This window comes from Flavobacterium foetidum, assembly GCF_004634245.1.
Classification (GTDB): Bacteria; Bacteroidota; Bacteroidia; order Flavobacteriales; family Flavobacteriaceae; genus Flavobacterium; species Flavobacterium foetidum.
The window spans coordinates 70,622-91,375 of sequence record NZ_SJTF01000012.1; the positions used below are offsets into that span (position 1 = coordinate 70,622).

Consider the following 20,754-nt stretch of genomic DNA (forward strand, 5'->3'; position numbering starts at 1 on the left):
TTTGGTTACCAAACGTAGGTAGCTGCTGCCCCTGCATTTAATGAAGTTGAAATTTGTTTTTGATTGTATTTTATATTGAAAGTCTCTGCTGAGGCTCCATCATTTTGTACGATCAAAACAATTTGTCCCTGTGGTGTCTTAAATGCAACATTATGGAGGTTTCCAATTATATTGCTCCCAATTCTCACAGAACCTTCTGGAACAAATTTAGAAGCATGCCCGATAATATAATATCCTACTTCTCTCTTTATATTCTGATTTTGATCAATCATTAATGCCCCTTTGCAAGTTGTACAGCCTCCTGGTGTAAATGGTTTGTAATACTCATCGTTTGCCAATCCCCAGGAAAGGGCAATTTTGCTCCAATTGCGCATAGAGCCAATCACCACATTTTTCACATTCCATTTTAAATCGGTTTCAAAACTGCTTCCTGATCCGGTATATTGCTCGGTAAAATACAAATCTTTATTTGGAAATTCGTTATGAACTGTTGTTAAAGCACTTATATCGCCTTCATACAAATGAAAAGCCGAACCCGCTACAAACGGATTTGCTTTACTGTCTCTCAAAATCGTTAGCGGATATTCTGGTTTGTTGCAGTTGTGATCGTAAACAATAATTTTTGTCTTAATTCCAGCTTTCGCGAAAGCGGGACCTAAATGATTGCCCACAAAATCTGCTTGTTGTTCTGCAAGCATCAACAAACTCGGATTATTACCCGGATGCAATGGCTCATTTTGCGGCGTGATTGCATCAATGACAATGCCATGAGATTTCATTGCCTGAATGTATTTTACAAAATATTGCGCATATACCTCATAATATTTTGGTTGTAAACTTCCTCCTTTAGAATTTCCGTTATCTTTCATCCAAACTGGAGGTGACCACGGAGAACCCATTATTTTTATCTTTGGATTTATTTTTAAGATATCCTGTAAAACCGGAATCACATCGTTTAGATCCGGCCCCAGATTGAAATGTTCTAATTTTAAATCGGTTTGCCCTTCTGGCATATCATCATACGAAAAAACTTTCTCATTCAAATCAGATGCTCCAATACTAATTCGAATATAACTCAACCCGATTGCATCCTCTTTTCTAGAGAACAATTCTTGAAGCAGTGCTTGCCTTTTGACCTTATCTAATTTTAAGATTGCCTGAGCGCTTCCACCAGTCAAAGAAAATCCGAAACCTTCTATGGTCTGGAATTTTTGAGAAGGATCGACTTCAATGCTTGGGTTTGAATTGGTTTCTGAACTAAAAACTAAATCATTTTGTTTTTTTAGTTTTGAAGTTTCATCTGTTGTTGTAATCCAAGAGGCTACTTTTCCTGAATTGGATCCAACACTTTTTGAAGATCCGCATTTTAGCTGCACTGCAACAAGAGGCAGCAAAAGCAAGATTTGAAGTTTTTTGATGCTGTTTTTCATTTAATCTATTTCTATTAAGACAGGCAAATGATCTGAGGGATATTTTAAATCTTTAGAATCACTCAGCACTGCATGTTTTTGAATTGTGAGTCCACTGTTTTTTGAAACAAAAATATAATCCAATAATAATGTCACTGGTTCGTTGTGCTTAAAACCATTGAATGTTCCCGATGGTCCAAATGGCTTTTCTTTTGAAATCTCTTTAGTATCATCCATAACCTTCTTGGTTTCAGAAATTTGAACTGTTTCTGGTTCCGAGTTAAAATCTCCCATCAAAAATGCTGGATAGTTTTTTGTGTTTAGTGTTGCCATTTTTGAAAGCGCCAACTCGACACCTTTTACTCTTGCCACTTCGCCTATATGATCCAGATGAAGATTAAAAACGTAGAATATTTTTTTAGTTTTCAAATCTTTAAACAGCCCATAGGTACAAACTCTGTTGCAAGCAGCATCCCATCCTCGCGAAACTACATTTGGGGTTTCTGAAAGCCAAAATGTATTAGAATCCAATAATTTAAATCGTTCTTTTTTGTAATAAATCGTGCAAGCTTCTCCTGTTCCGTTTTCTTCTCGTCCTATTCCAAATTTGTTATAATTTGGCAATGCAGAAGCAATCTCAAGTACCTGATTGGGCAGCGCTTCTTGAACTCCAAAAATATCCGGACTATAAAATCGTATTTGAGAAGTAAAATAATCCTTTCGGTTTGTCCATGCATTGTCTCCGTCAGAGGCCACATCTAAACGAATATTGTAGGTCATGATTTTTAGATTCTGACCAAAAAATGAAGTGCCCACCAAAAGCATCATTACTAAAAAAATTGTATTTATCTTTTTCATGTTTAAAAAATTTTAATCCGTAAAGCTAGTGTTTCCAAAGCCTCAAAGAGAAAAACCTATTTAAAACTTATGTTAATTGTATTGTGCTCAATCACATCATTTTTTCTAATAATGAAAAAAGAATCAGCAAAATGAGTGTTATAAATCCAAATTTGTCCATAAGCTGTTTTTTTGATTCCAGTATTATTTTAAGAATTCTATATAATTGAGATTGAAACCTCCTTTTTCAAAAACAACCTTTATTTTTTCTTGACCTGCCTTCAATTCAAAATCTGACAAAACAACAGTTTTCCATATATCTTTTCCACCCGTTGCAGGCAGCGTGATTGATTGTGATTTTGCACCATTTTGAGATTCTAAATGAAGTTTTCCTACCGCTTTTTCACTTGAATAACGAATGGCGACTTTGTACTTCTGCTGTTTTTTAACCTGAGCTGTAAATTGCAACCATTCATCATCTTCGATAAAAGAAACCTGATATCCGTTTGATCCGGCATCTTTACAAGGAAGTATGTCTACACCATCGTTTCGCATTGTGTTTCCTCTGTTCCATTCTTCAAACTTGTTAGTTTCTACTCTGTAATTCACAAAATCTTTATCAGAATAGGCATAACCGTTTGTTCCTAAATCATAATGCGTTGCAACAATTTTTCCAGGAATATTGTATTTTTTGTAAGCCTTTGTTTCATTAGTCTGTACCTGTCTGAACATAGCGTCTATAACATCTGGCTTAACAGTTACGTTTTCCATTTTGTAATTATCAGCCATTTTCATCAATGCTTTTTTTGCAAATTCTGGCGATGGTTTTTGTCCCCCTTCTTTCCAGTATTGCAATAAAACATCGTATTCGGGAATTTTGGTTACAGAAGTCACTCCAGCAATGTTTTCGATTTTTTTCATCGGCCAAAACGCCCATCCAATGTTGTTGTTTTCTACCAATGTCAGCGCATCTTTGAACCATACATTTGAGTTTTCGCCACTTTCACCCAACCAAATCGGAACATTGTACTGTGTTCGGTAATCCAGCATTTTCTGAATAGATTCCTTGGTATTGTAATTCCAATATTTATGAAAACTCAGTGCCATATTATCATCCCATAAAGGGAAAATTCCGTTGTAGTTATTTCCCCAGCAGTTTCCCTCAATAAAAATTAAGTGATTGTTGTCGACTTCTCTTATAGCTTTAGTTACTGCAACCATCAAATCTCTCAAAGGTCCGTTCGAGTTTTCATCACAGCCATTTTTATTCGATCCTGTAAAATTCCAGTTCGGTTCATTGATGATATCGTAGGCGCCGATCCATTCCTTATCACGATAGCGAGCGGCCAGTTTTTTCCATAAAGCGATCATTTTTTTCTGATTTGCCTCACTTTGCCATAAAGAAGGTTTTGTCGTATCATAATCAGAGATGGCGGCATCATTTCCTTGTCCGCCCGGAGCCGCATGCAAATCTAAAATCAGATATATTTTATTCGCCTCGCACCATTTCAACAAATTATCCGTCATGATAAAACCTTCTTCGAGCCAAGTTGTCTCACCGTTTTTTTCCTGTTCGATTGGCGGCGTATAAAGATTATAATGCATTGGAAGGCGAATCGAGTTGAATCCCCATTTTGCCAAAGAATCAATATCACGTTTTGTAATTCCGTTTGCCTTGTAAGCCTCATAAAATTCTTTGGTTCCCTTCTCCCCAATTACATCCCGAATTTTCTGCCTGATTTGATATTGCGGACTTGCAAAAGGCTGTGTCTGGAGCATATAACCTTCCTGTACCATCCATCCTCCGAGACCAAGCCCCCTTAAAATGATGTTTTTCCCGTTTTCATCCACAATTTTTTGTCCGTCTCTATGCAGAAATCCTTGGCTGAAAGCAGCAACAGAAAGCAATAATTGAAGTGTAATTACTATCTTTTTCATTAAAATATTTCTTTAATTATTTCCAAGTATACGTTCCGACTGATCCGCCTTCAAGAGAAGTAGTCACCCATTTACCATTAAATTTTATATTAAACATCTGAAGGTCTGAACCATCATTTTCTACAATTAAAACTTTTGAGCCAGAAGGTGTTATAAAGGCGGCATTCTGTAGATTTCCGCTAATATTGCTTGAAATTCTAATCGATCCAGCAGGCACAAATTTTGAGGCATGTGCAATAATATAATAAGCCACGTTACGCTGAAAATTTTCGGGAGACGTTATCGTCAATGCCCCTTTACAGGTTGTGCATCCGCCAGAAGTATTGGGTCCGAATGAAGCATTATTGGCTAAATTCCACTCCAAAGCATTTTTACTGTAGTTCCTCATAGAACCGATAATCACATTTTTAAGATGCCATTTTAAATCACCTCCAAAATCGCCTGTTGAAGCAGTATATTGCTCAGTAAAATATATATTTTTTGTTGGATAAGCATTGTAAACATTGGTAAGTGCACTTATATCTCCTGCATATAAATGAAAAGCCGATCCGTCAACGAAAGGAAATGCTTCGGCATCTGCCAAAATTGCTTTAGGATAATTAGGATTATCGCAGTTATGATCGTAGGTAATAATTTTTGTGGTAATATTTGCTGCCTTAAATGCAGGTCCTAAGTTCTTTTTTATAAACAATGCCTGATCCGTTGCAGACATGTACATGCTTGGATTATTTCCATCGTGCAAAGGTTCGTTCTGAGGTGTCACAGCATCGATTGTGATGCCTTCGGCTTTCATCTGCTGAATGTATTTTACAAAGTATTTAGCATAGACATCAAAATATTGTGGTTGCAGTTTTCCTCCCACAAAACTGTTTTTATCTTTCATCCAAAGTGGCGCAGACCAAGGAGTTGCCAGAATTAAAATTTTTGGATTTATAGCTAGGATTTCTTTCAAAAGAGCAATTACTCCGTTTCTGTCTTTGTCTAAACTAAATTTTGCAAGATCTAGATCTGTTTCACCAGTCGGAATATCATTATAGGTAAAAGGCGCCGCGCTCAAGTCTGATGCTCCGATACTGATTCTAAGATAACTCACACCTATTGAATTTTCGCCTGAGCCAAATAATTCCTGCAAAAGAGCGCTCTTTTTTGCAGGTGTCAGTTGATTGATTACATCAGCGCTTCCGCCTGTTAATGTATATCCGAAACCATCTATTGTTTGGAATTTCTGAGTGGCATCAACTTCAATGGTGTTGTAAATATTATACGTAGTTCCGAATCCTAAAGTTCCTGCCTGTTTTGCTAATAGTGCGCTCTGATTTCCTTTGGTAAGCCAAAAATCAACATCGTTGGTAACCACTGGCGGATTTACAATTGGAGGCGTTACTGTTCCCGGATCGGTTGTATCTCCAGAAGACGAGCATTTGATCTGCGCCAGCATAACTGATGCAAAAAGAAATGTTTTTATGATTGCTTTTAAATTCATTTTTATAGTTTTTTAGTTAATCATGCGTTAGTAGACAATTGACTGCATAGCATGGGCTGGAATAGTTATAGTATTTTTAGACGATTTATTTTCTAAAGAATAAACAATTTCGTTATCCGACTGGTTCATGACAATCGTAATCAATTGCCCGTTCGGATTTTGAAAAGAAGTGCTGAGCAAAGATTTGTTTGTGATGGTTTGTACAATTCTCTTTGCGCCAGGCCTTATAAATTTTGACAAATGCCCAATATAATAGTACATTGGGGTGTAAATCAATTCGTCTTTGGCAAGGTCGGCATGAATTGGTGCAAAGCAAAAGTTCCCAACATGATTAGGGCCTCCGTTTTGGTCGAGAAGAATATTCCAGTCTGTCCATCCTGTAGTTCCGTTATTAAAGTCATTAATCATATTAAGACCATAACGTTCTGCATTTCCCCAAAACAGATATTTTTTTACATCAAACTTTTCGATGCATCCTTCTGTAAAAAGAAGATTTTTATTCGGAAAGGCTTGATGAACTGCGCCTACAGATTCAAATTTTGGTGTCCCTCCGTTCCAGGTTTCGTACCAATGAAATCCAATTCCCCATGCATACTTAGAAACTTCTGGATCTGAAAAAACAAGATCAGCCCTTTTTTCGAGCATATCGCCTCGATTATGGTCCCAAATAATAATTTTTTTTGAACCCAAGCCTTCTCTTTCTAAAGTCGGTCCTAGAAAATTTTTCAGGAAATCTCGTTCTGCTTCAGGCGTATAAATACAAGATTCCCATCTTTGTTTTGCCATTGGCTCATTTTGTATCGTCAATCCCCAGATTGGGATGCCTTCTTTTTCGTAGGCTTTTATGAATTTTGCATAATACAACGCCCAAGATTGTGCAAATTCAGGCAATAAAACGCCGCCGTGCAAAATATCATTATTGTCTTTCATAAAAGCTGGGGGACTCCACGGACTAACAAATAAAGTTAATTTCCCGCCGGCTGTTTCAATTGCTTTTTTAAGTAACGGTATTCTATATTTTTGATCGTGGTTTATAGAAAAGGACTTTAATTCTTTATCACCTTCTGCTATATAAGTATAGCTTTCGCTGCTGAAATCACAGCTGTGAATAGTGGTTCTGGCCAGCGTGTAGCCAATTCCGTTTTCTTTGCTGTAATAAGCATTTATAAATTCAAGCTGTTTTCTAGGAGAAAGTTTTGCAAAAACCTCTGCACTTGCGTCTGTAATGGCACCTCCAATTCCTAAAAAAGTCTGATCTGTCTTTTCGGTATCTATAAAAATAGTGGCCGATGGTTGTTTGTGCTGTTTGTTGTTGTTAGAAATCAAATCATTGGATAATGATAATCTCAGATTGGAGTTTTCAGCAGTAGTGTAAACACTAATTTTAGTTCTTGGTTTGTGTAAAACCCCATGATGTTTGGCTGCATTTTGTGAAGACAAACAGCTTATTTGCATCAATAGGAGTATTGCCGCTAAAATTTTATTTTTGGTTTTCATACTGCTTTAAAATCAAATAATTAAAAGAAGAGAGAAGACTATTATGGATGATTCAACAAGCCTTCATCTCTACTTTACTTACAAAACATTAATAAACAAGTGTCTGAATTGCGTGAGGTGGAATCTTCACAACTGTTTTTTCGGCACCAATAATCAGATTATACGTAAGTTCATTGGCAGATTGGTTCATTACAACTGTCGCCATTGTTCCGTCTGTGTTTAAGAATGAAGTACTTAGGAGCGCACTTCTACTTACCGCTGTGCTAATTCTAACCGCATTTAAACGAATGAACTTCGAAAAATGTCCGATATAATAATAGGATGGAGTGTAAATCAATTCTCCCGTTGAAGTATCTGCGTGAATTGGTGCAAAGCAAAAATTCCCAACATGATTAGGTCCTCCTTTTTGATCCAGCAAAATGTTCCAATCTGTCCATCCTGCTGTTCCGTTGTTAAAATCGTTGATCATCGAAATTCCGTAACGCTCACCGTTTGGCCAATATTGGTATTTGGCTGCATCAAATTTCTCAACACAACCTTCGGTAAACATTAATCCCTTATTCGGATAAGCTTCATTTACTTTTGCGACATTCTCAAACATTGAAGCGCCGCCAGACCAGTTTTCATACCAATGAAATCCCATTCCCCAAACATATTTCGAAGCTTCTGGATCAGAATAAATCACATTTGCTCTCTGATTCATCAAATCGCGATTATGATCCCAAATAATGATTTTTTTGCTTCCTAGATTTTCTTTTTTCAAAGTTGGCCCCAGAAAGTTTTTTATAAAATCTCTTTCTGCTTCAGCAGTATAAATACAGGATTCCCAAGTTTGAACTGCCATCGGTTCGTTCTGGGTCGATGTTCCCCATATAGGAATACCTTCTTTTTCATAAGCTTTGATAAACTTCACATAAAAATTGGCCCAAGTTTGATAATATTCTGGTAATAAAGTTCCGCCCTTCAACACGTTTTTATTGCTTTTCATAAATGCATTCGGAGACCACGGAGCAACATACGTTGTAAGTTTTCCGCCAGCGGTCTGAATTGCTTTTTTAATCAGTGGAATTCGGTATTGCCTGTCATGATCAATAGAAAACGTTTTAAGGTCTTTATCGCCTTCTTCGATATAAGAATAGCTTTCACTGCTAAAATCAGAACTTTGAATCGTTGTTCTTAGCAAAGAATAGCCAATGCCTTTTTGTTTATCGTAATAAGCATTTAAAAACTCGCTTTGTTTTTCTTTTGAAAGTTTGGCAAAAATCTCTGCGCTCGCATCTGTAACAGCACCACCAATACCCATAAAAGTCTGGAACTTTTTAGAAGGTTCTACAAAAACCGATGTTTCGGTTTCGAGTGGTTGTTTGGATGCCGTAAAAGTCAAATTATCTGTTGATGTCAGACGAAGATTAGTATTTTCTGCAGTGGTGTACACTGTAATTTTCCTGCCTTTGACTGTAAACTCTTTCTTGGGCTTAGGCTGCTGTGCAAAGGCCGCTGCGGCCAACATAAGACATAGAATTTTTAAACTATTTTTTTTCATTCTTTCCAATTATAAATTCAAAATTGAAGTTTTAAACGGCATGTTCAAGGATTTAAAAAATAGCCCATATTCAAAACGATTACGGGCTATTTTACAACCAAACTTAAACTTAACTTAACACTTTATTTTCCTCTCAGCTCAACACTTCTGATGCTTATTCCGCCTGGCGCAATTCCGCCTCCACAACGAATCATCAGATAGATTTTGCCAGTTGTATCAAATGCCACAACATTACTGATTGCATCTTTTTTAGCATTTTTCACGCATCCAATCGCTGATAATCTGCCCGAAAATTCCGTTTTGCCACAACCGTCCCAAGTGCTTAATCCCATCACTTTTCCTCCATCACTATAATCACCAGAAACAGTTGCTGGATCGGCCTTTCCTGCGTAAACTTCAAACCACATATCGCTAGAAGCTCCACCAGAAACAGTCATATCAATAGTGTATTCTTTGTCTTTTACAATATCAACAGCTTGATAAATACCCGCATGTCCGCCGCTTATAGTTGCTCCTTTTGCACTGTATGTCCAGTCTGCACCAGCACCGTAAATCACTTTTTTCCAATTTGCCTGATCTTCTGCCGTTACAAATGAGCCACCTTTTATAAGATTTCCTTTTGCTGGGTCAGAAGTTGCCACTGTCACTTGTGCGGTTGCGGTTCCCATTGCACCACCCGCTCCAATCGCTGTATGCGTAATTGTGTACGTTCCCGCATCTGGCAGAGAAACTGTTTCATTCATTTTTCCTGGATAGGCACCTGTACCTGTATCCCATTTTGATGAAATAACTCCTTTTGGCTGGGCAGTCAAAAGATAAGTATTGACAGCTCCTGCAACTGGAGTTACAGTAAACGAAGCGTCGACATTTGAAGCAGTCAGCGGGTTGCCGTTAACATCTTCATCACAACTTGTCAGTGTTCCTAATGCTACTGCCAGCATTAGGAATACACTTCTTTTAAGATTTATATTTAGGTTCATTTCTTGTTGTTTTTGGTTAATTAAACTTCTTACTGATAATTAGGATTTTGTTTCAATTTTGTACCGTTTAACTCTGTAAAAGGAATTGGGAAAATCTCATCTGTACCTGCATCAAAACCTCTGTCTGCTAATGCTGCAGCTGCATCTCCCCATCTTACTAAGTCAAAGAATCTATGCCCTTCGCCTGCTAATTCCATTCTGCGCTCATTTTTGATTGCGGCCAATGTTACAGGAACAGATGGAAGTCCGACCCTAGCTCTTACCGCATCTAATAATGCTTGTGCTCTAGGTCCAGATCCTAGTGCCTCTGCCTCCATTAAGTATGTATCTGCAAGTCTGATTACATAAGAGTTTTGTTTGTAATTCAACTCAGCAGCACCTCCTCCGGTCCTAACATCCGATTGTCTTGGAAGATATTTGTTCAGGAAATAACCTGTATCCTGATAAGCTGGAATATAATCTGCTTTTCCTGCTGCTTTCAAAGCTTTCAAATCAAAAATAGTAGCTTCAAATCTTGGGTCATTTTTCATCGCATCATATAATTTCTGAGTTGCAACGTTAAATGCCCAACCTGCAGGAAGATCTGGCGCATCAGAATTTGCTGTTCTTACATAACCTCTTGGGCCAACCATAACGTTTAAAGAGTTTCCTTCGTCTTTACCTTGTCCCCAGAAGCCCCATTCCGAATTACCAGCACTAGTATGAGATACTTCTAATAAAGACTCTGCATTAAACTTATTGGTCGTAACCCATAAATCGCTAAACTTATCTAACAATTTATTTCCATATTGATTAACAGCTCCCGGCGTACCATTTACTTGTGCTAACACAGTGGCTGCTTCTGTTTTTTTGTTCTCAAACAAATAGACTTTTCCTAGAATTGCCTGAGCGGCACCTTTGTTAAGTCTTCCAGATTCTGTTTTCGCATCAAGAGTATTCGGCAGACCTGGGATAGCTTCTAATAAATCTTTTTCGATTTGCGCATAAACTACATCTGGCGTAACTTGTTCCGGATCATAAATCGTCTGCGTATTCAAAGGCACCAAAATCAGTGGAATGTTCTTAAACATTCGAACCAAATTAAAATAATAAAACGCTCTTAATGCTTTTGCTTCTGCAGTAAATCTGGCTCTTACATTATCGTTCATAGAAGCTGCAGGAAGTTTTGATATCAACATATTTGCTCTCGATACACCTTGATAGTGATCATTCCAATAACTGCTCGGAATGCTAATTGAGGTTAAGGAGTGAGTCGAGAAATTCTGAATTCCGTTTCCATCTGTAGCACTTCCTCCACCAGCGTAAAAATCATCTGAACCGGCATTTAGCATAGCTACTAAATTTTCGAACCCTCCAGTGTTTTTTCTTAGTGGATCATAAACTCCGATTAAAGCAGCATAACATTCTTGTTCGTTAGAAAAATAAGTACTCGAATCAAATTGCCCTTGTGGATTAATCGTAACAAAATCTTCAGAACAAGATGTGGTTAAGGCTCCCAATGCTAAGGCAAAGCATATATATTTAAATTTTATAGTTTTCATAATTCTTTAATTTTTAAAATTGAACGTTAGCTCCTAACAGAATAGTTCTTGCTTGCGGATAAACCCCTTTATCTACACCGAAAACCTGACCTCCAATTTCTGGATCATATCCAGTGTATTTGGTAAAAGTGAATAAGTTTTCTCCCGTTAAGTAAAAACGAACTTTATCTGCGCCAATTTTAGATGACAAACCAGTTGGCATTGTATATCCAAGAGTCACAACTTTTAAGCGTAAATAATTACCGCTTTCTAGGTAAAAATCAGACATATTGCTGAAGTTTTTGTTTGGATCATTGTTGGTCAATCTAGGATAGTCGTTTGAAGTTCCTTCTCCAACCCATCTATCCAAAGCTTTTGTCTGATAGTTGGCTGTTAGCATATCAAGTCTTCTTAAACCTTGGAAAATTTTGCTTCCTGCTGCACCTTGAGTAAATGCCATGAAATCAAAGTTTTTGTAATCTAAGTTTATCGTAAAACCAAAAGTATATTTTGGGATGTTTGTTCCTAAGAATTGTTTGTCTGCTTCTGTAATGGCACCATCTCCATCAGTATCTGTCCAACGGAAATCTCCAGGTTTTGCATTTGGCTGAATTAGACCTCCTGAAGCATTTTTGTAGGCTGCTACTTCTGCTTCATTTTGGAAAATGCCAGCTGTTTTGTAACCATAGAATTCATTGAATGAATGGCCTACTTGTGTTCTGGTTACTTGTCCCATAGATTGAAAACTAGCATCTCCGGCAATAAAGTTTGTAGACGATCCTACGTAAGTAACTTCATTTTTTAAGTAGGCAAAATTGGCATTCACACCTAAATTAAAATCTCCAAGTCTTTTCTTGTAACCAGCTTCAACCTCAAAACCGCTGTTGTTCATATCGGCGATATTTGCGGCAGGTGCATCAACAACTCCCACATAGCCAGGAATAACAACATCTCTTAAGATTCCGGTAGTTCTCTTTTTGAAATAATCTAAAGTAAGAGTGAAGTCATTAAAAATTCTAGCATCAAGACCAATAGTAGTTTGAGACGTTTCTTCCCATCCTAAATCTGCGTTAGGTAATGTAGAATTTCCGTAACCTGTAGTAATTGCTCCTTCATTTCCAACAGAGTAATTGTATCCACCAACTACTAAACCTCTATATTTGAAATCCCAAATATTATCATTCCCTACAACTCCGTAACCACCACGTATTTTTAAAGTATTTACTACGTTGTTTTCTTTCCAGAAGCCTTCTTTCGAAATCACCCATCCTAAAGAGAATGATGGGAAAACCCCAAATTGCTTGTTTTCACCAAATCTGGTCGAACCATCACGACGAACAATACCTGTCAAAAGATATTTCTCTTTATAATCGTAGTTTAAACGGAAAAATAAAGATGATAATTTGTGCTGTACTTTATCGCTTGCCGTAGTAACGATATCTGTTTGCGGAATATTGAAATTCCAAGAAGCATCTTTATAGCTCGTAATAGGCAAACCAAAAAATGTAGTTCCAATGGTTTTTCCGACATTTTCAACGTAAGCACCCTGTCCTGCTAAAAGATTGATAGAATGGTCTCCGAATTTATTAGAATAAGTAAGGATGTTTTCAATATTCCAAGCAAATGATTTCTCATTAGTTTGGCTAAAATTGTTTTTATCGACCTTCATGTTTGGATTCAAGTACGAAACAGGAGTAAACATTTCTTTCCCCCAGTAAGCCAATTTACCTCCAAGCGTAGTTCTGAATTTTAAATGACTTGTAATATTAGCTTCTAGATAAGCATTCCCAACAAAATCATCAGACCAGTTATAACCTCCTAATCTCGTTTGCATAAAAGCAAGCGGATTGGTCATCTCTTGCTGTACAATTGGAGAAATTCCGTAAGGATTTCCATTTCTGTCTCTAATGACGTTTGCATTTGTATAATAACCCTGCGAAGCTAAAACAGGATCTGTCTCGACTAATGGAGTAAGGGGATCTAGGTTGATTGCGGAGCTTAAAACTCCTCCAAACTCATTGTTTACGTTTCCGAAATCTGTTGATTTTTGGTGAGTGTATCCAAAAGTCTGTCCGAAAGTAAAATAGTCAGAAATTTTGTGTGTCGAATTTAGACGGAAGTTTTTCTTTGAATAGTTTGAAATATCCGTTGCAACAATACCTTCTTGGTCCTGAATTCCGAAAGAAGCATAAAAAGTAGATTTTTCGCCACCACCGCTGATACTCAATTCGTGTGTATATCTAAAAGCAGAATCATTAAAAACGGCATCTTGCCAGTCTGTACCTTTACCATAAGATGCAGGATTAGCATATTTTATAGAACCACCATCAGCCAAAGATTTTTCATTCATTATGGTGGCATACTGAGTGGCATTCAAAAGGTCTAGTTTTTTTGCAGGACCAGCAATTCCAGCAAAACCATTATAGTTTACAGAAAGTTTTCCTGATTTTCCTTTTTTAGTTGTTACCAAGATAACCCCAGTTGCAGCACGAGTACCATAAATTGCGGCCGAAGCAGCATCTTTAAGAACCTCGATAGACTCAATGTCAGACTGATTAATAAATCCGATTGCGCCTGCATCGACAGCAATTCCGTCAATTACCCATAAAGGATCATTTCCTCCTTCTCTAAAAGTAGTTATACCTCTAATACGCACTTTAGAAGATGCACCAGGCTGCCCAGAAGTAGCCGCAACTGTAACACCAGCAACCCTCCCTTGTAATGTTTGCTCAACACGTCCGTTTGGCACTTTTTCAAGATCTGCAGCTTTCACACTCGAAATTGCTCCTGTTACAACCGACTTCTTTTGTGTACCGTATCCTACAACTACAACCTCATTCAAAGATTGTGATTCAGGTTTTAATTGAATTGTTATTTTAGTTCTTCCATTTACAGCTTCATTTACCGTAGCGTAGCCGATAAAAGTAACAGTCAAAATTCCGTTAGAAGGTACTGCAATCTGAAATTTACCATCAAAATCAGATGCTGTAGATTTATTTGTGCCTTTTAATAAAACTGTAGCGCCCGGAACAGGCATCCCACTTTCATCTTTTATAGTTCCACTTACCGTGACATCTTGAGCCACTGCAATAACCGAGAACAACAAAGACGAAATACAAAAAACAAGTAATTTTGTTAATTTCATTTTTCTAAAAATTTTGGTTAATTAATTAGTAATTTGATGCAATAATAATGTTAATTTTTTAGTATCAGCAATTAAAATTCACTACAAAAACACATCAAATTAAATTTTATTACATTACAAAAACACATCATTTTTTTTCCAATAAATTGAATTACAATAATTTAAAATAAAATTTAACAATGTTATTGAAATGTTAATTGATAAAATAAACACTACAATCTTCTTTTATTGCTTACATTTATTTAAAAAACAGCAAACTACAACGAAATAGTCCTATCAAACAACTATAAACGCCTATAAACAAAACAATTAAACCTATCAACAACCAAAAAACAAAAAATTACATGAATTTGAAAGAATCATATTTTTATATTACTTTTTTTACACTATTCACAATAACCTTTTTTGGACAGGTAAAAAATATAGGACTTCCAGATGTAAGAAATTACAAACGAAATGAATATAAGGGTGGAACTCAGAACTGGAATATCGGACAAGACGAAAACGGAAATCTATACTTTGCAAATAATAATGGATTACTACAGTTTGACGGCGCATCTTGGCGAAAATTTCCCCTTCCAAATCGCACCTCTGTACGATGTTTAAAAATCGACCAATCGGGAAAGATTTTTGTTGGTGGTTATAATGAATTCGGCTACTTTGAACCTAATGAAAAAGGAAGGCTGACTTATACGTCTCTTTCCAAATATGTTGATAAGAATAAGATCAAAATCATTGATTTTGTATGGAAAATCCATTCCGTAAACAATCAGGTTATTTTTCAGTCTTTTGCAAGAGCCTACATCTTCAAAAACGGCAGACTTTCTATTTTGAAAGCTCCAAAACGTTTTCAGTTTTCGTTTACCGTAAACAATAAGATTTACTTTCAGGATATCGAAAAAGGAATCTTAGAATATCGTAACGGGAAATTATACTCACTTCCCAATACAACTCCCCTAAACAATACTGAAATCTGGGGAATGTATGCTTTAGCTCCAAACAAAACTTTAGTTATTACGCTAGAAAAAGGTTTGTTTATTTATGAGGACAATACCTTGAAACCTTGGCACACGGAAGCTAATACTTTTGTCAAAAAAAACAATTCGCTTGGAGGCGTGACCATCAACCATAAGTTCATCGCACTAAATTCGGTTTTAGACGGCGTTATCATTTGTGATTTTAACGGAAAAATAATCCAGCATATAAATCGCAAAAAAGGACTCCAGAACAATACCGTTTTGACTTCTTTTATTGACAATAAAAACAATCTCTGGCTTGGCTTAGACAACGGAATTGCCTATGTAAACGAAAGCTCGCCCTTTACTTATTTTGGCTTTAGCTACAATCTAAGCACCGTGTATGCTTCTGTAGTCTATCAAGGAAATCTCTATGTAGCTACCAATCAAGGTGTTTTTTATCACGCATGGAACAATAACTTTAAAGAAGATGTCTTTAAACTTGTCGAAGGAACAACGGCTCAATCGTGGAATGTGCAGATAATCGGAAACGAATTAGTCTGTTCTAACAACCGAGGCGCCTTGGTAATAAACGGCGGAAATGTTACCCGAATCATTGATTCAAAAGGGTATTTTGGGTTTAAAAAAGTGCCGAATCATCCCGATTATTTTATTGGCTCTAACTATGATGGGTTTGCCATATTTCAAAAAACAGCAAATGGCCTTATTTTTAAGAACCAAGTTGCGGGTTTTGACAAGTCGTCTAATAGTTTTGAACTTGACAACACTTATTTATGGCTTAAAAAAGACGAATCGATTTATAGAATGACAATGAGCGATGATTTGAGCCATTTTTCGTCTATTAAGAAAATCGACCAGCTCAGTTCAAAATTTAAGTCAATAGGAAGCTTGCAGAAAATTGGAGGCAGAATCTATTTTCAGAGCCATAATCATTTTTATAAATATTCTGACGAACAGGATTTATTTTATGAAGACAAAAAAGTTAGTTCGCTTTTTAAAAACATTCCTGTCATAAATGCATTATATGAAGATTCTCACTCTAATCTTTGGTATGCTTATGATGAATCTGTCGGAGTTTTAATGAAAAAAGGCAATAAGTACGTAAATATAGTTGCTCCATTCTCAAGCCTTACCGGAAATCTAGTTAGCAACTATCTTTCTGTAAACACAATCGATCCAAAAAATATTTTTATTGGACTAACAGACGGTCTTGCCCATTACGATTCGGCTGTAGAAAACAACTTTGTTGCCAAACCTAAAGCATTTATACGCAGCTTTTCTTTCCCTGGGGACACTATAATTCTAGGCAATAATAAAAATAAGACCGAAAAAATCCGTATTAAATATTCGGCAAATCAGGTGCGATTTGCTTTCTCATCGCCAACTTACGAAAATCTCGAAAATGTCGAATTCTCTTATCAGCTAGAACCCTTTGATGACAAATGGAGCAATTGGTCGACCATTTCGTTTAAAGAGTACACAAATCTTCGAGAAGGAGATTACACAATGAAGGTTAAGGTAAGAAACAGCTACGGAATTCAGTCTGAGCCCTCAACTTTAGCCTTCACGATTTCTCCCCCATGGTACCGTCATTTTCTAGCTTTCATTGGTTATTTTGTTTTGATAATCATTGCGATTTACGTCATTTCAAACCGCATTAAAATGAAAATCAGAAAAAACAAATATTACGAAACCATCGAACAAAGAAGGCTTTATCTGGAAAAAGAATCCAAAATCAGACAAGAGCAATATGATTTAGAAAAAGAAATCGAAAAGCTAAAAAACGACAAGTTGCAGATCAAGATCCTTGCTAAAGACAAGGAGCTGGTTAATAATTCGCTACAGGTGGTCAAAAAGAACAAAATCCTTAATGGCATCATCCACAAGCTAAAAGAAATTGATGTAGACGCTCTTGATGATTCGACGAAATTTCAGGTAAGCAAATTGAACAAAAGCATCGTAAAAGAAGTCAACACAGATAAAAGTTGGAAAGATCTGGAAAAACACATTAAAAATGTGCATTTTGAATTCCTGAAACGATTAAAAGAAAAATATCCGACTATTTCTCCTCGCGAACTTGACCTATCGACTTATTTGCTTATGAATATGTCTACAAAAGAAATTGCAGAAATTATGAATATCTCAACCGGCGGTGTCGAATTGGCTCGTTACAGACTTCGCAAAAAATTAGGCCTAAACAAAAAAGAAAACCTAATCGGATTTTTGATGAGTATTTAAAAGAAAACAAAGCCATTCTGTCGAGAATGGCTTTGCGTTTAAAAAATATATTCTAATGTACGTTCCAGCGCCATACCTCGCGACCCCTTAATCAAAATGGTATTGTGATGAAACTGATGTGTTTTAATATGATCTGCGAAGGAATCAAAGGTTTCAAAAAAGAACACTTGATTGCTTTCTGTTTTGTTTTCATAGAAAAATTTCCCAATCAAATAACAAACCGAATCGGTCTGTTCTTGTAATGAATCTACGATAATTTTATGTTCTGAAGCGCTTTCGTCGCCCAATTCAAACATATCACCCAAAATCATGATTTTATTCGGACTTCCTAATTGCAAAAAGTTAGCAATTGCTACGGCCATACTGCTTGGATTTGCATTATAAGCATCAAGAATAATCTCATTTGATCCTTTTTTGATCATTTGAGACCTGTTGTTGGCCGGAATATAGTTTTCAACCGCACTTTTAATAGCATCTTGAGCCACTTCAAAATACAAACCTATTGCGGCTGCGGCATTGATGTTATTGGCATTATAAAGTCCGATTAAATGAGATTGTATACTAAAATCGATATAACTAACAGCTACAAACGGATTTGCTTGAACATCCTGAATATTTAAATCTGCCTTTTCATTTTTAAGTCCAAAAGTAAACGCTTTAATATCTTTCGATTTTTCGACCTGAATTGCATCGTCCAGATTTACAAAAACGGTCTTGTTGTTTGCTCTCAAAAAATGATACATCTCGCTTTTTCCTGCAATTACACCCTCTACACCCCCAAATCCTTCCAGATGTGCTTTTCCGAAATTGGTTATATAACCAAAATCAGGTTGGGCGATATTGCACAAAAATTCAATTTCTTTCTGATGGTTGGCTCCCATCTCTACAATTCCGATTTGGGTTTCTTTGGTAAACGACAACAAAGTCAACGGAACTCCGATATGATTATTTAGATTTCCGACAGTAGCCTTTGTATTGTATTTTTTAGACAGAACCGCATTTATAAGTTCTTTTGTTGTAGTTTTTCCATTGCTCCCTGTTAAAGCGACAATTGGCAATGCGAGATACGAACGATGAAATTTTGCAAGTTCCTGAAGCGTTTCTAAACTATTCTGAACCAAAATAGTTCTCTCGTCTATATAATAGTTCTCGTTATCGATAACCACAAACAAAGCCCCTAGGTCCAAAGCTTCTTTTGCGAAAGTATTAGCATCAAAATTCTCGCCTTTTATAGCAAAAAACATAGAATCTTTTTCAATTTTTCTCGTATCAATTGAAAGCGATTTACATTGTAAAAACAGTTTATGAATCTCTTGAATATTCATTTTAATCTTTTTTGTTCATTTTATAAAATTAGAAAAAAACAATAAAAAAATTCCAAATTCCGAACTGAATATTCAGTGTTGGAATTTGGAATTTTATATGTTTAGAATTCTAAATCTTAATTCCTTGGTGATTTTCTTCTTTCAGTTTTAGAACCTACTCTAGACATAGCACATCTAAATCCTAAATAGTCGGTTGCCATATCCTGAGGGAAGTATCTTCTTTGAGCAGGGTCTAACCAGTAAGCTCTGTCTCTCCAAGATCCACCTTTGTAAACTCTTACATTATCATCAATCAATGTAGTACGTTTGCTTGAGTTGTCATACTTTCTAACCATCTGACCTAAACTATCCACAGTTACATTGTGTTTAGGAGAGTTGTACATTGCTTGATCCGCTTTTGGCCCAGACTCTGAATCTCCGAAGTCAAAATATCTAGAAGATTGTTTATCACCATCTCTATAGTTGATATTGTCGCTTTGGCTGAAGTTTTGTCTTAGGTAAGTTTCATTTTCATCAACTGGCACCTGAGCAATTTCTCCCGGTAGATTTGTAGCAACTTTTTTACCGTTACTTAAAGTTTTGTACTTTATGTTATCTTTATTGATGATTTCAAGTTTACCGTCTTTACCAATTTTGTTTTTAGCGTATTGGTTTCCTCTGAAATAGTTGAAATCGTTAGCTTCATTATCAATAATAGGTCTGTAAACATCGGCAACCCATTCTGCTACGTTACCAGCCATATCGTATAATCCGAAGTCGTTTGGAGCATAGCTTTTTACAGCATTAGTAATATCTGCACCATCATCAGACCAACCTGCAATTCCACCGTAGTCACCGTTTCCTTGTTTAAAGTTAGCCAATTGGTCACCTCTATTTTTACGTTTTGAAGAACGTGTATAATCTCCAGACCAAGGGTATTTTTTTTGTCCTTTATAGATATTGTATTCTCTTTGTCCAACATCAGCTGCAGCGGCGTATTCCCATTCTGCTTCGGTAGGAAGTCTGTATTCTGGCAAGATAATACCTGAAGAACGTTGTGCATAAACATTTTTCTCTTCTGCACCTTCTTTAAGTCTTCTTCCTGTTGAGCTTTTCTTTAGAACTAATTCTTCGTTTCCACCATAAGTCGTAGATGGAGATGCAAGATAAGCCTCTGTATTGAATAAACTTTCAGCACTTACATCTTGTGTTTTAGCACCTTTTTTAATGTATCCGTTTTTCTCTAAAACTGCCTCATTTACACGGTCAGTTCTCCATTTGCTAAATTCAACAGCCTGAATCCAGTTTACACCAACTACTGGATAATTAGCATAAGACGGGTGTCTTAAGTAGTTGTTTGTCATCGTTTCGTTGTATCCTAAACGATTTCTCCAAACCAAAGTATCAGGAGATGCTCCTTCGTAAATATTCTTGTAATTTTCTTCTGTTGGAGGGAAAACCTTTTTCAACCACTCTAGGTATTCTAAATACATACCATTAGTAACTTCGGTTTCATCCATATAGAATGATTGTACGTGTTGTTGAGTCGGAGTGTTATTCCAATCGTGCATAACATCATCCTGTACTTTACCCATTGTAAATGTACCTCCTTCAACAAAAACCAAACCAGGACCTGCCTGTTGTTTTTTACCTGCATTTCTAGCAGCAGTTCCATTCTGACTGTCTACATCCCAGCCAGTCGCTCGTGAAGCGTGAGAGGAACTCGATTTTTTGCTACAACTAGCCGTGCCCAACATCAATACTACTGACATCATTAACTGCAAGACTACAATTTTGTTTACTTTCATACTCATTCTTAGGTGATAAATTTAGGTGCTGCAATATAATAATTAACATTTAATTAGCAACATCTGTTCTAATAA

Annotated in this window: 12 protein-coding genes; 1 reads left to right on the forward strand and 11 read right to left on the reverse strand. The window is 36.5% G+C overall.

Annotation, left to right across the window (positions count from 1 at the left end; translation table 11 throughout):
* Positions 1-5: 5 nt before the first annotated feature.
* From E0W73_RS15570 to E0W73_RS15610, 9 genes are all read right to left on the reverse strand, one after another.
* Positions 6-1,430, reverse strand: coding sequence for a glycoside hydrolase family 30 protein (locus E0W73_RS15570; RefSeq protein ID WP_135222974.1), 1,425 nt, complete (start codon positions 1,428-1,430; stop codon positions 6-8).
* The gene (locus E0W73_RS15575; protein WP_135222975.1) at positions 1,431-2,267 is read right to left on the reverse strand and encodes an endonuclease/exonuclease/phosphatase family protein; all 837 of its coding nucleotides are present in this window, start codon (positions 2,265-2,267) and stop codon (positions 1,431-1,433) included.
* A 183-nt stretch (positions 2,268-2,450) separates the two neighbouring features.
* Positions 2,451-4,184 (reverse strand): cellulase family glycosylhydrolase, encoded by a 1,734-nt coding sequence (locus E0W73_RS15580; protein WP_135222976.1) that lies wholly within the window; start codon positions 4,182-4,184, stop codon positions 2,451-2,453.
* A 16-nt stretch (positions 4,185-4,200) separates the two neighbouring features.
* Complete coding sequence (locus E0W73_RS15585; protein ID WP_244248492.1) at positions 4,201-5,667, reverse strand: glycoside hydrolase family 30 protein; 1,467 nt, start codon at positions 5,665-5,667, stop codon at positions 4,201-4,203.
* 27 nt (positions 5,668-5,694) lie between these two features.
* Entirely contained in the window at positions 5,695-7,164 is a 1,470-nt protein-coding gene (locus tag E0W73_RS15590) for a glycoside hydrolase family 30 protein (protein ID WP_135222977.1), read from the reverse strand.
* Between the two features lie 88 nt (positions 7,165-7,252).
* Positions 7,253-8,707 carry a glycoside hydrolase family 30 protein gene (locus tag E0W73_RS15595; protein WP_135222978.1) on the reverse strand — a complete coding sequence of 485 codons (1,455 nt, stop codon included), beginning with the start codon at positions 8,705-8,707 and terminating at the stop codon, positions 7,253-7,255.
* A 122-nt stretch (positions 8,708-8,829) separates the two neighbouring features.
* The gene (locus E0W73_RS15600; RefSeq protein WP_135222979.1) at positions 8,830-9,687 is read right to left on the reverse strand and encodes a hypothetical protein; all 858 of its coding nucleotides are present in this window, start codon (positions 9,685-9,687) and stop codon (positions 8,830-8,832) included.
* A gap of 29 nt (positions 9,688-9,716) precedes the next feature.
* Positions 9,717-11,228 carry a RagB/SusD family nutrient uptake outer membrane protein gene (locus E0W73_RS15605; protein WP_135222980.1) on the reverse strand — a complete coding sequence of 504 codons (1,512 nt, stop codon included), beginning with the start codon at positions 11,226-11,228 and terminating at the stop codon, positions 9,717-9,719.
* Positions 11,229-11,241: 13 nt separating this feature from the next.
* Positions 11,242-14,352, reverse strand: coding sequence for a SusC/RagA family TonB-linked outer membrane protein (locus E0W73_RS15610; protein ID WP_135222981.1), 3,111 nt, complete (start codon positions 14,350-14,352; stop codon positions 11,242-11,244).
* Positions 14,353-14,696: 344 nt separating this feature from the next.
* Between E0W73_RS15610 and E0W73_RS15615 the strand changes: the two genes are divergently transcribed.
* Complete coding sequence (locus E0W73_RS15615; RefSeq protein ID WP_135222982.1) at positions 14,697-17,567, forward strand: helix-turn-helix and ligand-binding sensor domain-containing protein; 2,871 nt, start codon at positions 14,697-14,699, stop codon at positions 17,565-17,567.
* A 38-nt stretch (positions 17,568-17,605) separates the two neighbouring features.
* Here E0W73_RS15615 and E0W73_RS15620 read toward each other — a convergent pair whose 3' ends face one another.
* Positions 17,606-18,892, reverse strand: coding sequence for a UDP-N-acetylmuramoyl-tripeptide--D-alanyl-D-alanine ligase (locus E0W73_RS15620; RefSeq protein ID WP_135222983.1), 1,287 nt, complete (start codon positions 18,890-18,892; stop codon positions 17,606-17,608).
* A 116-nt stretch (positions 18,893-19,008) separates the two neighbouring features.
* Complete coding sequence (gldJ, locus tag E0W73_RS15625; protein WP_135223057.1) at positions 19,009-20,679, reverse strand: gliding motility lipoprotein GldJ; 1,671 nt, start codon at positions 20,677-20,679, stop codon at positions 19,009-19,011.
* Positions 20,680-20,754: the final 75 nt, after the last annotated feature.